This window comes from Streptomyces sp. NPDC055815 (assembly GCF_053616475.1).
The window spans coordinates 25,886-40,339 of sequence record NZ_JBSHDU010000028.1 but is presented as its reverse complement, the minus strand read 5'-3'; the positions used below and the strand labels follow the sequence as shown (position 1 = coordinate 40,339).

Below are 14,454 nucleotides of genomic sequence, written 5' to 3'. Positions count from 1 at the left end.
AGGATGCTCACGCTGTTGGGACTGGACCAGAAGACCGAGTCCGTCTACCGCGCCATGCTGGCGTATCCGGGCGACGGGGTCGTCGCGCTGGGAAGACGGACCGGATTCGCCGAGGAGGACGTACGGGAAGCTCTCGACCGGCTCAGTGAGATCGGCCTGGTCCGCTCCTCGTACGACTCTCCCGGGACGCTGCGCGCGGTGAGCCCCGACGTGGGCCTCGAGCTGCTGCTCGCCCGCCAGCAGGCCGACCTCCTCGCCCAGCAGCAGCGGGTCGAGGAGAGCCGCGCCGCCGCCGCGCAGCTCATCGCCGAGTACACGCAGCTGCGTCCGCAGACCCCGGAACCGGGGGTCGAGCACCTGATCGGCCTGGACGAGATCCGCGACCGGCTGGCCTCGCTGCACCGGCAGGTCCGGGACGAGGTGATGATCTTCGCTCCCGAGGGCGCGCAGTCGCCGGACAACCTGGAGGCCTCGAAGCCGCTGGACCTCGCCCTCCTGGAGCGCGGGGTCCGGATGCGGACGGTCTATCTGGACAGCATCCGCAACAGCCCGCACACCATGGCGTACGCGGAGTGGCTCGGCGGTCTCGGCCGGCAGGCCCGTACCGTCGCCACCCTGCCGGTGCGGCTGATCATCATCGACCGTGAGACCGCGGTGATGCCGGTCAGCAGTGACGATTCGGCGGCCGGTGCGGTGGTCATCACCGGCCAGGGGACCGTCACCGCGCTCTGCGCCCTCTTCGAGACGGTGTGGGAGGGCGCGAAGCCGCTGGGCGAGCCGGTGAACGAGGAGGAAGGCGAGCTCACCGACACCGAGGCCACCACGCTGCGGCTGCTCGCGAGCGGTCTCACGGACGAGGCGATCGCCAAGCGCCTCGGCGTCTCCCACCGGACCGCCCGCCGGACGGCGACCCTGCTCATGGAACGCCTGGGCGCGCGCAGCCGCTTCGAGGCGGGCGTGCGCGCGGTCCAGCGGGGGTGGCTGCCCTAGGGGCTACTTGCCGTCCCAGTCGCCGACGACCGGGATCATGCCGTCTCCGCCGAAGTTGAACTCGTAGTCGGCGTCGTTGTTCGTGTTCTGGTTGTTGATCGAGAAGACGTGGCTGCTGGGCAGCCACACCGCGACCGTGTCCTTGCCGTCCCGGTCGAAGTCGCCGACGACCGGCTTGTGGCCGACGGTGCCGTACACGAACTCGTGGTCGTTCCCGCCGGAGTTCGGCGCGTTGCGGAGGTAGACCTTGCGGGTGGCGGGGTCGTACATGCCGACGCCGCTTCCGCCGATGCCGTCCCAGTCGCCGGCCAGCGGGATCATGCCGTCGCCGCCGTAGACGAAGACCTTCTCGGCGGCGCCGGCGGTGTTCGAGTTGCGCAGGTAGAAGGTGTGGTTCGAGGGGCGCCAGACGCCGATGGTGTCGGTGCCGTTGCCGTCCCAGTCGCCGACGACCGGGATGTCGCCGAGGCTGCCGAAGCTGACCTCGTAGCTGTTGCCGCCCGCGTTGGGCGAGTTGCGCAGGTAGAAGGTGTGCGTGGCCGGGTCGAACATGCCGACGCCGTCGCCGCCGACCCCGTCCCAGTTGCCCGTGAGCGGCTTCATGCCCGTGGCGCCGAAGACGAAGTCGCCTGCGTCGTTGCCGCCCGCGTTGGCGGTGTTCCGCAGGTGGAAGTAGTGGTTCGACGGGTCCCACATGCCGATGCCGTCCTGGCGGGCGAAGACCGGGTCGGCGGGGTCGGAGCCGAGGCCTACCTGGGGGCCGCAGTTGGGCCACTGGCTCTCGCCGTACAGGTCGAGGAGCTTCTCGCCGACGAGGATCTGCTCCTCGCGGGTCGCCTGGTTCGGGTACGCGGCGTACTGGGTGCCGCCCATAGCCTGCCAGGTGCTCAGGCTGAACTGGATGCCGCCGTAGTACGGGGCGCCGTCCTCGGCCCAGTCGCCGCCGCTCTCGCACTGGGCGAGCTTGTCCCAGGTGGCGACGGAGGCGGCGCCGGCCTGGCCCGCGCCGAGCGTCAGGGAGGCGAGGAGGGTGCCCGCGGCGAGGGCGAGCGTGGACAGACGGGAGGAGAGGGAGTTCATGGCGAGACCTCGGTGCGTGGGAGGGAGGAAGGAGGCACGGGGCGGCGGCGCCGGGACGGGGGGCCCGGCGCCGCCGTGGGGCCTGTCGGGCAGGCCCGGGGGTCCTACTTGCCGTCCCAGTCGCCGGCGACCGGGATCATGCCGTCTCCGCCGAAGTTGAACTCGTAGTCGGCGACGTTGTTCGTGTTCTGGTTGTTGATGGAGAAGACGTGGGTGTTCGGCATCCACACCGCGACCGTGTCCTTGCCGTCGCCGTCGAAGTCGCCCACGACCGGCTTGTGGCCGACGGTGCCGTACACGAACTCGAAGTCGTTGCCGCCGGCGTTGGTGGCGTTGCGCAGGTAGACCTTGCGGGTGGCCGGGTCGTACATGCCGATGCCGTCCGCACCGACGCCGTCCCAGTCACCGGCCAGCGGGATCATGCCCTCGCCGCCGTAGACGAAGGACTTGTCCGCCACACCGCTGGTGTTGGAGTTCTTCAGGTAGAAGGTGTGGTTCGACGGGCGCCACACGCCGACGGTGACCGTGCCGTTGCCGTCCCAGTCGCCCATGACCGGGATGTCGCCGATGGAGCCGAAGTTGACCTCGTAGCTGTTGCCGCCGGCGTTGGCGGAGTTGCGCAGGTAGAACATGTGGGTCGACGGGTCGTACATGCCGACGCCGTCGGTGCCGACGCCGTCCCAGTCGCCGCTGAGCGGGACCATGCCCGTGGCGCCGAACACGAAGTCGCCGGCGTCGTTGCCGCCCGCGTTGGCGGCGTTCCGCAGGTGGAAGTAGTGGTTCGAGGGGTCCCACATGCCGATGCCGTCGGAGCCGCCGTCGATGGCCTTCTTGTAGCGGAGGGCCTTGTAGTCGCCGTTGGGGTGGCCGTCGATGGTGGAGGCGTTGATGGACATGCCGGTGATGTGCTTCACCGGGGTCGAGCCGAAGCTGTAGTACGAGAACGTGGTGTGCGCGGCGTCGTCCCACTTGTCGAAGAGGATGACGTGGTCGTAGTAGCTGTTGAGGACGTCACCGGCCTTCAGCTGGCTGCGGGAGATCTCGTACGTGTCGGCGCTGTCCGCGATGCCGACGGTGTTGAGGCCGGGGGTGGCCAGGTGCCAGGCCATCGACACGTAGCCGGAACAGTCCGTGCGGTAGTACGCGCCGTCCGAGTCGGGGTACGAGCCGCCCTGGTTGTACGTGAGGTTCTTGCCGAGCCAGTACTTGGCGCGCTCGATGATCTCGCTTCTCGTGATGTAGCCACCGGTCGTCGAGGAGGAGACCGTGGCGGCCGCGAGGGTCGTGGTCAGGGCGGGCGCGGCGGCCTGGGCGGGCGCGGCGGTGAGGGCGGCGCCGGCGAGGCCCGCGAGGGCGAGGGTGGCGGCGGTGCGGACGACGGAACGCTTGATGGACACAGGTGTCTCCTGGAAAGGGGTGGGGAAGGGGGCTGATCCGCTCGGGATCACTTGTCGAGCTGTGCGCCGAGGGTCCGCAGGACGGCGGTGTCCCCTCGGAAGTCGTAGGAGGGCGCGGCGGCTTCGGAGGCCACCTCGTCGAAGTGCAGGAGCGCGAGGTCCCGGCCGTGCTGGACGGCGTAGACGTGGTTGGCCTGGTCGCCGGGGGCCGAGAGGCCCTGGACGCCGGTCCAGCGGCGCTGCCAGGCCGTGCCGTCGGCGGTCGTCGCCGTCCGGCGCACGGCGGCGTCCTGGGGCAGGGCGTTCTGCTTCTGGAGTGCGCGGCTGGTGGCCTCGCAGGTGTTCATCGCGTCGACGGTGGCGCGGTACGCGGCCTTCGCGGTGGCCTCGTCGGGGAAGGTGAGGGTGTCCTGGACGGCGACGATGTCGCGGGTGGTGCCAAGGAAGCCCTGCTGGTGCCAGGCGGTGGCGCGGTCGAGGGAGACGCACTCGTTGAGCTGGAACTCCCCGCTGAGCGGGAGGGACTTGACCTCGCCCATGGGCTTCCACTGCTGGCGGGCGCTGTCGGGGAGTCGGACCGGGTCGAGGGCCGGGGCGGGCTTCTCGCCGCTCGCGGGGGTGCTGGGCGTCGCGGCCGGTCGGGGAGCGGCCGGGGCGGTCGTCGGTGCCGTCGTCCGCGCCGGCGTCTTCGTCCGTACGGGAGCCTTGGTGGCGGTGACCGTGGCGCTCGGGGTCGCCTTGGCCTCGGGGGCCGCCGTCCGGGTGGTGGCCGGGGCCGCCGCGGCGGCGGTCGGGGCGTCGGTCGCGGAGGCGATGGCCTGCTGGCTCACGCCGTAGACGGCGGCCGCGGCGAGGAGGCCGGCGCCGGCGAGAACGGCGTGGCGGGACCGACGCTTCCGTGACATAGACATGACAGATCTCCGGTGAGAAGGATGCGCGAGCGGGTTCCGGCGGGAGGCTGGAGCCTCTCGCTCCGTCGGGCTTCCCCGGCGGCGATCACTATCCTGCGCGGCCCCGACGGCCTACGGAACAGCTTCCGGCTGGCCCCAAAGGGCCATGGCCCCTTCTGTCCCTGAACACCCGCCGAAGAGAAGAACGAAAAGCCTGGCTACTTCCCAACACCCTGTCGATATCCTGGAATTGACGATGTGACGGGGCGCATCTCATGGGGAAGCAGGGGGGTTGCGGGTGGACAGAGAGCTGTACGGCCGCGAGGCGGTCCTGGACGACGGCGGCCTCGTCGCGCGGCTCGTCGGACTCACCGCCAAGGGGGCGGCGCGCGTCGCGTACGAGCACGGGGACGACCCGCCGGTCACCGTCTTCACCGGCGGGCGCGGCATGGGGAAGACCGCCCTGCTCAAGGAGGTCCGCAACCGCTACAAGGGCTACACCCCGCTCGCACTCCTCGACTGCGCCCACCTCGAACCGCCCTCCGACCACGGCCCCGGCTGGACACCGCTCACCGGCGCCCTCTCCGAACTGGCCGTCCAGCTGTCACCGAAGGTCCTCGGCGCCCGGCCCGTACGGTTCCCCCGGCTCTCGCTCGGCCTGGTCGCGGTCGCCGCGCTCGGCTGGTCCCAGGAGGACGACGAGCGGGCCCGGCGCGACCTCCAGCGGCTCGGGCCGCTCCTCGCGACCGTGGACGCGACCCGCGGCGCCGCCGCCAACTGGGTCGGCAAGGTCCTCGCCAAGCTCGCCGCCACCTTCGCCGACGCCGCCGCCCCGCTCGCCGGGCTGCTCGCCGAGGCGACCGTGGAGACCGTCCTGGAGGAGGTGTTCGGCCGGCTCCAGCGCTCCTCCGAGAGCTGGTACGGCAGCTACCGCAACGCCGGCGGGCGCGGCAAGGCCGGACTCCAGCAGCTCGCCGTCGACTTCGAGCAGGGCGGCAGGCGCCGCCGCGAGGCCGAGGACTTCCTCGTCGGCGCCCTCACCGAGGACCTGCTGACCGCCTACACCGGCCTCCGGCGCGGCAGCCGCGTCGGCAGGCCCCTGCTCCTCCTCGACAACGCGCACGAGCCGCTCGGCCGGCAGCTCGTCGAGCCGATCCTGCGCGCCCGCGCCGCCGAGGACCGCCGCGACAAGGTCGTCGTCCTCGCCGGCTCCCGGGTCCGCGACCACGAGGGCCTGCGCCAGGCCACCCGCACCCGGCTGCCGGAGACCGCGCACCGGGCGCCGTGCCCGCGCGGGGCGAGCGTCGGCTCCGGCATCCTCGCCGTCGAACTGACCCCGCTCTCCCCCGCCCAGACCCGCACCACCTTCGACCGCCACGACCCGGCGGGCCGCACCCACGCCGAACTCGCCCGCGCCGTCCACCGGCTGACCGGCGGCCGCCCCCTCGGCGTGGCCCTCCTCGGCCAGGCCGTCCGCCAGACCCCCGCCGACCAGCGGGCCGGCCTCACCCCCGGCGGGCTCCTCGACCTCACCGTGGAGCTGCGCGAGGACGCCCCGCCGGTGCCCGTCGCCCCCACGCTCCTCGCCGAACTCCTGCCGGTGCGCAGGCCGGGGCCGTACGCCGTGCTCGCCGCGACCCACGACGAGGAGTCCGCCCGGATGCTCGCCCACGCCCGGCTCCAGGGCGAGTCCCTGGACGGGGACGTGGCGCTGCGGGTCCGCGACCAGCTGCGCGCCGAGGACTGGGGCGAGGGCCCCGCCCACTTCGTCGCCGACCCGCTGCTGCGGGCGCTGCTCCTTCACCGGCTCCGCTTCGAGGACGGCGACCATCCGCGGTACGCCGCCTGGCACGCCGTCCACGAGACCCTCTACCGGCACTACGGCCCGGCCCCCGGCCCGTATCGCCTCCACCACGCCCTCGCCCTCGGCCGCGCCGAGGAGGCCGTCACCCACCTGCGGGAGACCTTCCCCCGGCAGGACGTCCTCGGCTGGCTCGGCCGGCTCCGGTTCATCGCCGCCGCCCCGTACCCCCGCGAGCGCGGCCGGCCCGGCCCCGACCCGCGCCGTGCCGTCGCCCTCGGCGAGGAGCCGGCCGGCGCCCTGCCCGACGGCCTCGACCCGGACACCACCGCGCTCCACCTCTCCGTACGGCGCCTGCTGCACGCCGTATGGCTGCTCACCGATCCGCTCGCACTGCCCGACGACGAGGTCGCCGACCTGCTCGCGCACGAGTTGCGCCGGCTCTCCGGCCGCCATCTGACGGGCAGCGGTTCACTCTGGGACGCGGCGGGCCAGTGGCCGCGCGACATCCGTGCCTGGCGGGAGCTGTCGCTGCCGCCGGCCCGTGAGAACGGAGTCTGACGCCATGCCCGACCCCTTCACCCGCCGACTGCGCCGGCGCGTCCGCACCCCCCGCCAGAAGCTCGTCGCCTCCCTCGTCACCGCCGCCGTCGTCCTCGGCCTCGGCGGTTACGGCTTCGCCCGGCTCACCCAGCCGGAAAACCGTTCCTGCGCCGAGGGGGTGGCCCGCCCCGTCGACAGCGAGGAATGCGTCGGCGTCAACGGCACCGGCCACGACTTCGGCTTCGCCGACCTCAAGGACATCGCCGGGACCATCCGCGCCGAGAACGACACCCTGAAGGACGGCGAGTACGTCACCGTCGCCGTCCTCCTCCCCCTGACCTCCACCGACGCCGGCATGCGGATCAAGGTCCTGCACGAGGTCCAGGGCGCGTACGCCTACCAGCGCCGGGCCAACCAGGAGTCCAACGGCCGGCGGCCCACCATCCGCCTCGTCCTCGCCAACACCGGCCAGGGCAACGCCCACTGGCGCACCACCGTCGACCAGCTCGTCGCCATGGCCGACGGCCCCGAACGACTGCGGGCCGTCTCCGGCATCGCCACCTCCTCCACCGAGATGCGCGAGGCCGTCACCGCCCTCACCCGGGCCAAGGTGGCCGTCGTCGGCACCACCATCACCGCCGACGACATCGCCAACGGCCCCGGCCGCAAGCCCTACCCCGGCCTCGCCCGCGTCTCCCCCACCAACGGCGACGAGGCCAAGGCCCTCGCCCACTTCGGCCGCGTCGACGCCGCGAAGGCGCTCCTCGTCCAGGACACCCGCAGCGGCGACCACTACGTCGACACCCTCAAGGCCGCCTTCGCCGCGTCCCTCAAGAACGCGCCCCTGGAGCCGCAGGAGTTCACCTCCGCCGCCGACCCCACCCAGGAGGGCACGACGGCCAACACCTTCACCAACATCACCCATCTGATCTGCGACACCCGCGCCGAGACCGTCTTCTTCGCGGGCCGCCACACCCAGCTGCGCCAGTTCATCAACGCGCTCGGCGACCGCGGCTGCGTCGACCGCGCCTTCACCGTCCTGACCGGCGACGAGGGCTCGTACCTGGGCGCGGACGAGAAGCTCGACCGGAAGGCCCTCCAGGGCAGGCTGACCGTGCGGTACGCGGCGCTCGCCCACCCCGACGCCTGGAAGCCGGCGCCCGGGCGGGCGGTCCCCCGGACGGGCGGCTCCGAGCAGGCGTACGCCGACTTCGTGCAGGACATCGCCAAGGCCGCCCCGAAGGACCGGCCGGTGGCGCTCGCGGACGGCCAGGCGATCATCGCGTACGACGCGATGGCGACGGCGGTCCACGCGATCCGCCAGGCCACCCCGGAGGGCGCGGCGTACCCGTCGAAGGAGGACGTCGGCACGCAGTGGCCGCAGGTCAAGGGCTCGCTGCGGGTGGAGGGCGCGAGCGGCTGGATCTGCCTGGACAACTACGGGAACCCGTACAACAAGGCGGTCCCGATCGTGGAACTGACCCAGTCCGGCACCCAGCGCTTCGTCCAGATGGCCTGGCCGGAGGGGAACCCCCCGACGGACACCTGCCTACCGCCGAAGCGGGGGTGAGCCTACGGCTCCCACTTGGGCCAGGGCTCTTCGTCCCGGGCGTACAGCTCCCGGAGGTGCTGCCAGTGCTCGGGCGACCAGTCACGCCAGTCCGTGGGGTGACCGTCCAGCGCCGCGACGAGCCGCTCCAGGTGGTCGTGCCACCCGGCGAGGCAGTCCAGCCGGTACTCCGTCGACCCGCGGAACTCGTTCGTGAAACGCAGCACGGTCGACCCCCCGCCGTCGGACCCCGGTTCCAGATGGAACCGGATCCGCCCGTGCGGAGGGCCGACCGTGTACTCGGCCACGACATCGGGGTCCCAGGCGGTCACCTGCCCGGAGACCTCCGTGTCACTGTTGAGCCAGCGGAGGGTGACCTTCCCGCCCAGCCGCGGCTCCAGCGGATCCGCCTCGCAGAGCCAGCCCGGCAGGCCCTCGGGCGAGGCGACGGCCGCCCAGACCAGCGGTACCGGATGCGGAAGGTCCACCACGAACCGCAGCAGGTGCGCGTCGCCGTCGTGGGTCTCGCTCCTGCCCCGGGGGATCTCGCTCATACCTCCAGCGTCACCCCGGGGCAGGCCCGGTGCCAGCTCAGCGGCTCAGACGCCCGCGTACGAGTGCTTGCTGCTGACGAAGATGTTGACGCCGTAGTAGTTGAAGAGGAAGCAGCCGAAGGCGATGAGCGCGATGTACGCGGCCTTCCGCCCCTTCCACCCGGCCGTCGCGCGCGCGTGCAGGTACGCCGCGTAACCGACCCAGGTGATGAAGGACCAGACCTCCTTGGCGTCCCAGCCCCAGTAGCGGCCCCACGCGTCGCCGGCCCAGATCGCGCCGGCGATGATCGTGAAGGTCCAGAGCGGGAAGACGGCCGCGTTGACCCGGTAGGCGAACTTGTCGAGCGAGGCCGCGGCGGGCAGCCGCTCCAGGACGGAGCGGGCGAAGGAGCCCGGGTTGCCGCCGCTCGCGAGCTTGTTCTCGTACGAGTCGCGGAAGAGGTACAGCAGGGTCGCGACGGCGCCGAGGTAGAAGACCGCGCCGCAGAAGATCGCGGTCGAGACGTGGATCCACAGCCAGTACGAGTCGAGCGCCGGGACCAGCTGGTCGCTGGGGGTCTTCAGCCAGGTGACGGCCATGCCCAGGTCGAGCAGGACGGTGGTGACCAGGGGGAGGCCGATCCAGCGGACGTTCTTCTTCGCGAGGAGGAAGCCGAGGTACGCGCCGACCGCCACCGTCGAGAAGGTGGTGGAGAACTCGTACATGTTGCCCCAGGGGGCCCGCTGCACGGAGAGCGCCCGCGAGACCACGCCCGCCGCCTCGATCGCGAAGGCGAGGACGGTGAGCGAGACGGCGATGCGGCCGTACAGATCGCCCTTGACCGTGCCGCCGGCCGCGCCGGGACCGTCCGGCACGTCACGGGTGCCGGCCGCGGAGCGCGTGACGACCTTCGGCTTGTCGAGGACGGCGGTGCCGCCGGCCTGCTTGACCTGCACGGTCACGGCGGCGGCCGGGGCGGCGGAGGCCTGCTGCGTGAGGGCGGCGGCGGTGCGGCCGACCTTGCTGCGGCTGCCGAACACCCACTCGGCGATGTGGGCGAAGAAGGCCAGGGTGTAGACGGCCATCGAGGAGTAGATGAGCAGGTCGCTCATCCGCGCCAGGCTCTCGTTGGTCGTGGCGGCGAGGATCACTTGTCGGCCTCTCCAGAAGGGGCAGGGTCTTCTGCGGGTTCTTCCGCGGGTTCCGGTACTGAGGCCGTCGGCGGGGCCTGTGCCGTGAGGGCGAGGGCGAGGTCGCCCAGCTCCTCCGGCAGCTTGGCGGACTCGCTCCGGCCGAGCCCGGCCATCTCGACGACGGTCACGCCGTCCTCACCGCGCACGGCCCGGACCCAGACCCGGCGCCGCTGGATGAACAGCGAACCTGTCAGACCCGCGATCGCGGCGATCGCGCCGGTGAGGGCGAGCCCGTTGCCGGGCTGCTGCGAGATCTGGAAGCTCGCCCACTCCTTGATGTCCTTCTCGAAGGTGATCGAGCCGGCACCGTCGGGCAGCGTCATGGTCTCGCCCGGCAGCAGGCGGTTGGCCTTGCCGGTGCCGCCCGTGACGTCGAACTGCTTCATCTTGGAGGAGTCGAGCTGGTACACGTTCTGCGGCAGGCCGGAGTTCACGCGCAGGTCGCCGTGGAAGCCGGTGAGCGCCATGACCGGGAAGTCGAGCGCGGGGAACTGCGAGAACATCGTGCCCTTGCCGGCGCCCGCGAACGTCGGCACGAAGAAGGCCTGGAAGCCCAGCTGCTCCTTCTTGCCGTTCTTGTCGCGGTAGCCGTCCATGACCTTGATCGCGCCGGTCGACGTGATGTTGTTGTCGATCGGCAGCAGCGGCACGGCGCCGTGGAAGACGGTCTTGCCGCGGCCGTCCTTGACGGTGACGACGGGCGCGTACCCGTGGGCGATCAGATAGACCTTGGAGTCGCCCACCTTCAGCGGCTCGTTGACCTTGATGACCGCCTTCTTGTCGGCGCCGCCCTGCGAGTAGCTGACGGCCGCCTCGAAGGTGCGCGGGGTGCCGCGCTGGGGGCCGTTCTTCTCGTACGTGCCGTTGAAGGACTCCAGCTTGAAGCTGAACGGCTCCAGCTCGTCGGTGCCGAACTGGGAGCCGGACTTGAAGTCGTCGTACTGGGTGAGCGTGTTGGAGAAGCCGTCGCCCTCGACGATCAGCTTGCCGCCCTCGGACTTGAAGAGCTGGCCCCAGGCGAAGGCGACGAGCATCACGATCAGGGCGACGTGGAAGGCCAGGTTCCCGGCCTCGCGGAGGTAGCCCTTCTCGGCCGCGACCGCGTTCTCGGCCGTGTGGGCGCGGAAGCGGCGGCCCTTGAGGACGGTGAGCGCGGCCTCGCGGACCTGCTCGGGCTCGGCCTCGGTGCGCCAGGTGGTGTACGCGGGGAGCCGGTCGAGGCGCCGGGGGGCGCCCGGCGGGCGGCTGCGGAGCTGTCCGACGAACTGCCAGCTGCGGGGCAGGATGCAGCCGATGAGGGAGACGAACAGCAGGATGTAGATCGCGGAGAACCACACCGAGCTGTAGACGTCGAAGAACTGGAGCTTCTCGTACAGCGGGGTGAGCGTCGTGTGGGCGTCCTTGAAGGTCTGCACCTTCAGCTCGTCCGCGCTGGTCTGCGGGATGAGGGAGCCGGGGACGGCGCCCAGGGAGAGCATGAACAGCAGGATCAGCGCGACCCGCATGGAGGTCAGCTGCCGCCAGAACCAGCGGATCCAGCCGACGACCCCGAGGGTGGGGCCGCCGACGACGGTGTCCTCCTGGGGGGCGGTCGACAGTTGCGCCCCGGCGCTGCCGAGGCTCTCCTGCTGTTCCGTCGTATCGGTCTTGCTCATGGAACTCAGATCCCCACCGTGAAACCGCTGGACCAGCCCTGCATCGTGGCCACCATGCTGTCCCACGCGCCCGTCAGGAGCAGGACACCGGTGACGATCATCATGCCGCCGCCGATCCGCATGACCCACACATAGTGCTTCTTCACCCAGCCGAACGCGCCGAGCGCCTTGCGGAAGGCGATGGCGGCGAGCACGAACGGTACGCCGAGGCCGAGGCAGTACGCGAAGGCGAGGACCGCCCCGCGTCCTGCGCTGGCCTGCTCCAGGGCGAGGGCGTTGACGGAGGCGAGGGTCGGGCCGATGCACGGGGTCCAGCCGATGCCGAAGAGCGCGCCGAGCAGCGGGGCGCCGATGAGTCCGGCGACGGGCTTCTTGTGGAAGCGGAACTCCCGCTGGGTGAACCAGGGCATCAGGCCCAGGAAGAACACGCCCATGAGGATCATGAGCACGCCGAGGACCGTGGTGAGCGTCTCGCGGTACTCCTGGAGCGTCGACCCGAAGTAGCCGAAGAGCGCGCCGCCGGAGACGAACACGGCGGTGAAGCCGAGGACGAAGAGGACGGCACCGGCGGTCATCCGGCCGCGGCGGCTCTCGGCGAGGTCGGTGCCGGTGACCCCCGTCACGTACGAGAGGTAGCCGGGGACGAGCGGGAGCACGCACGGCGAGAAGAAGGAGACGAGGCCGCCGAGCACCGCGAGGGGCAGGGCGAGCAGCAGGGCTCCGCTGGTGACCGTCTCGTTCACGGGCTCACTTCTCCTTGAGGAGGGGCTCGATCATCGACCGGAGCTTCTTCTCGTCGAGCGCCATGAGGGAGCGGGCGGCGATCTTGCCCTCCTTGTCGAGGACGACGGTGGAGGGGATCGCCTGCGGGTTCAGCGTGCCCTTGGGGAAGCCGAAGAGGATGAGCTTGCCCTGCGGGTCGTAGAGGCTCGGGTAGGGGATCCCGTAGTCCTCTTCGAAGGCGATCGCGGGCTGCTTGTTGGGGTCGCGGGTGTTGAGGCCGACGAACTCGACGTCCTGCCCCTTGAGGTCCGTGGCGACCTTCGCGAAGTGCTTGGCCTCGGCGCGGCAGGGGCTGCACCAGGAGCCCCAGACGTTGAGGACGACGACCTTGCCCTTGAGGTCGGCGACGTCGAGCCGCTTGCCATCGAGGGTTTCGCCGGCGATGTCCTTCGGGGCCGTGCGCTCGCCCTTGGCGACGGTGGAGATGCCCCCCGTGTTGGTCACGAAGTTGGTCTGGCCACCGCCGCCGGACTTGCCGTTGTCGTCGCCGCCGCAGGCCGAGAGCGTGAGGGCGGCGGCGGACAGCATTCCGACGGCGACCAGGGTGCGCCGGGTGCGTCGTGGGGCACGGCTAAGGCTCATGTGAAAAGTTTCGCATGGGCGTTTGGGGGATCTTGGGCACCCCCCTACGTGCCCGGAAAGCCCCTTGTCAAGATCGTCTAAGCGGTCGGGGTGGACGAGGTGGCGGGGGAATCGGGCCTGAGGAAGGCATTCCATCCGCCGGCGGGCCGCTGACCGACCTCCAGGCTGCGCAGTTTCTCCAGGATCTTCGGGTCCTGGACGTCGAGCCAGTCCACGAACTGCTTGAAGGAGACGAGCCGTACGTCCTTCTTTCCGGCCATTCCCTTGAGCGCCTCTTCGACGGCGTCCATGTAGATGCCGCCGTTCCACTGCTCGAAGTGGTTGCCGATGAAGAAAGGCGCGCGATTCGACTCGTACGCGCGCGTGAAGCCGGAAAGGTACGCCTCGGCCGCCTGCTTGCGCCAGCCGGGATAGCGCGAGGGCATGCCCTTGGTGGTGTTCTTCGACTGGTTGGCGAGCATGTTGTAGTCCATGGAGAGGACCTCGAAGGAGTGCCCGGGGAAGGGCACGGCCTGGAGCGGCAGGTCCCAGATGCCCTGGCGCTTGGCGGGCCACATCTGGCGGCCGCCGGGCGAGCTGGCGTCGTAGCGCCAGCCGAGGCGCTTGGCGGTGGGGAGCAGGTTGTCCTGGCCGAGGAGGCAGGGGGTGCGGCCGCCGACGAGCTCCTTGGAGTAGTCGAAGGGCAGCGGGTCGAGGTCGGTCCAGCCGCTGTTGGTCTTCCACTCGGTGACGAACTTCGTCGCCTGGTCGATCTCGCTCTGCCACTGGGCGGGGGTCCAGTTGCCGACGGAGCCGGAGCCGCCGCAGAAGTGCCCGTTGAAGTGGGTGCCGATCTCGTGGCCGTCGAGCCAGGCCTGCCGGACGTACTTCAGGGTCTCCTTGATGTGCCCGTCGGTGAGGTAGCCGATGTCGGAGGCGCCGACGCGGTTGTTCGGCGGGCGGTAGAGGTTCTTCTTGGACTCGGGGAGGAGGTAGATCCCGGAGAGGAAGAAGGTCATCGCCGCGTCGTTGTTCTTGGCGAGTTCGAGGAAGCGCGGGAAGAGGCCGTTGCCGACCTCGCCGGCGCCGTCCCAGGAGAAGATCACGAACTGGGGCGGGGTCTGGCCGGGTTCGAGCGGGACGGGGGCGTCGGGCTGGTGCGGCTGCTTGCCGGTGTCGGCCGTGGAACCGTCACCGATGAGGCGGGCGTCGTCCTTGGTCGGGGTGGGCGTGCTCGGGTCCGCCGAGACGTCACCCCCCTTACCGGGTCCGGAACGTCCCGGCTTGTCCTGACCGTTGGTACTGCATGCGGCGAGTCCCATCGCCGCGGCGGCCCCGACGCCCGCCCCGAGCAGCCCCCTTCGACTGATCCCGCTGATCCCGCGCATGACATCCCCATTCGCGCTGACGTATGACCGAAACGTCATCCAAACCGACAATGAGTGAGATGCCGGGAGGAACACGGAGGTTCCGGGAAA

12 protein-coding genes are annotated in these 14,454 nt (G+C 71.1%); 3 read left to right on the top strand and 9 right to left on the bottom strand.

From position 1 onward, the window contains the following. The first annotated feature begins 3 nt into the window (after window positions 1–3). On the top strand, window positions 4–990 hold the full coding sequence (locus tag ACWGN5_RS19340; protein WP_453516565.1) for a LuxR C-terminal-related transcriptional regulator: 987 nt from the start codon (window positions 4–6) through the stop codon (window positions 988–990). Window positions 991–993: 3 nt separating this feature from the next. Here ACWGN5_RS19340 and ACWGN5_RS19335 read toward each other — a convergent pair whose 3' ends face one another. The 3 genes from ACWGN5_RS19335 to ACWGN5_RS19325 all read right to left on the bottom strand — a co-directional run bounded on the left by ACWGN5_RS19335 (window position 994) and on the right by ACWGN5_RS19325 (window position 4,378). Next, complete coding sequence (locus ACWGN5_RS19335; RefSeq protein ID WP_453516563.1) at window positions 994–2,070, bottom strand: transglycosylase family protein; 1,077 nt, start codon at window positions 2,068–2,070, stop codon at window positions 994–996. A gap of 104 nt (window positions 2,071–2,174) precedes the next feature. Then, the gene (locus ACWGN5_RS19330; RefSeq protein WP_453516561.1) at window positions 2,175–3,467 is read right to left on the bottom strand and encodes a hypothetical protein; all 1,293 of its coding nucleotides are present in this window, start codon (window positions 3,465–3,467) and stop codon (window positions 2,175–2,177) included. 47 nt (window positions 3,468–3,514) lie between these two features. Beyond that, a complete protein-coding gene (locus ACWGN5_RS19325; RefSeq protein ID WP_453516559.1) occupies window positions 3,515–4,378 on the bottom strand; it encodes a hypothetical protein in 864 nt (287 codons plus the stop codon). A gap of 277 nt (window positions 4,379–4,655) precedes the next feature. Between ACWGN5_RS19325 and ACWGN5_RS19320 the strand changes: the two genes are divergently transcribed. Then, window positions 4,656–6,719 (top strand): hypothetical protein, encoded by a 2,064-nt coding sequence (locus ACWGN5_RS19320; protein ID WP_453516557.1) that lies wholly within the window; start codon window positions 4,656–4,658, stop codon window positions 6,717–6,719. A 4-nt stretch (window positions 6,720–6,723) separates the two neighbouring features. Further along, entirely contained in the window at window positions 6,724–8,271 is a 1,548-nt protein-coding gene (locus ACWGN5_RS19315) for an ABC transporter substrate-binding protein (protein WP_453516555.1), read from the top strand. Between the two features lie 2 nt (window positions 8,272–8,273). Here the strand turns inward: ACWGN5_RS19315 and ACWGN5_RS19310 are convergent, their stop codons facing one another. The 6 genes from ACWGN5_RS19310 to ACWGN5_RS19285 form a co-directional block, all read right to left on the bottom strand. Further along, entirely contained in the window at window positions 8,274–8,804 is a 531-nt protein-coding gene (locus ACWGN5_RS19310) for an SRPBCC domain-containing protein (RefSeq protein ID WP_453516552.1), read from the bottom strand. Window positions 8,805–8,849: 45 nt separating this feature from the next. Continuing rightward, entirely contained in the window at window positions 8,850–9,935 is a 1,086-nt protein-coding gene (ccsB, locus tag ACWGN5_RS19305; protein WP_453516549.1) for a c-type cytochrome biogenesis protein CcsB, read from the bottom strand. After that, window positions 9,932–11,632 (bottom strand): cytochrome c biogenesis protein ResB, encoded by a 1,701-nt coding sequence (gene resB / locus ACWGN5_RS19300; protein WP_453516547.1) that lies wholly within the window; start codon window positions 11,630–11,632, stop codon window positions 9,932–9,934. Before resB ends, ccsB begins: the two co-directional genes overlap by 4 nt. 5 nt (window positions 11,633–11,637) lie before the next feature. Beyond that, on the bottom strand, window positions 11,638–12,375 hold the full coding sequence (locus tag ACWGN5_RS19295; protein ID WP_225800365.1) for a cytochrome c biogenesis CcdA family protein: 738 nt from the start codon (window positions 12,373–12,375) through the stop codon (window positions 11,638–11,640). A 4-nt stretch (window positions 12,376–12,379) separates the two neighbouring features. After that, complete coding sequence (locus ACWGN5_RS19290) at window positions 12,380–12,997, bottom strand: TlpA family protein disulfide reductase (RefSeq protein WP_453516545.1); 618 nt, start codon at window positions 12,995–12,997, stop codon at window positions 12,380–12,382. A gap of 77 nt (window positions 12,998–13,074) precedes the next feature. Further along, window positions 13,075–14,364, bottom strand: coding sequence for a hypothetical protein (locus ACWGN5_RS19285; protein ID WP_453516543.1), 1,290 nt, complete (start codon window positions 14,362–14,364; stop codon window positions 13,075–13,077). Window positions 14,365–14,454: the final 90 nt, after the last annotated feature.

Coding starts and splice junctions, on each gene's coding strand:
- ACWGN5_RS19340 (WP_453516565.1), top strand. CDS start 4: ATGCTCACGCTGTTGGGACTGGACCAGAAGACCGAGTCCGTCTACCGC.
- ACWGN5_RS19335 (WP_453516563.1), bottom strand. CDS start 2,070: ATGAACTCCCTCTCCTCCCGTCTGTCCACGCTCGCCCTCGCCGCGGGC.
- ACWGN5_RS19325 (WP_453516559.1), bottom strand. CDS start 4,378: ATGTCTATGTCACGGAAGCGTCGGTCCCGCCACGCCGTTCTCGCCGGC.
- ACWGN5_RS19315 (WP_453516555.1), top strand. CDS start 6,724: ATGCCCGACCCCTTCACCCGCCGACTGCGCCGGCGCGTCCGCACCCCC.
- ACWGN5_RS19310 (WP_453516552.1), bottom strand. CDS start 8,804: ATGAGCGAGATCCCCCGGGGCAGGAGCGAGACCCACGACGGCGACGCG.
- resB (WP_453516547.1), bottom strand. CDS start 11,632: ATGAGCAAGACCGATACGACGGAACAGCAGGAGAGCCTCGGCAGCGCC.
- ACWGN5_RS19290 (WP_453516545.1), bottom strand. CDS start 12,997: ATGAGCCTTAGCCGTGCCCCACGACGCACCCGGCGCACCCTGGTCGCC.
- ACWGN5_RS19285 (WP_453516543.1), bottom strand. CDS start 14,364: ATGCGCGGGATCAGCGGGATCAGTCGAAGGGGGCTGCTCGGGGCGGGC.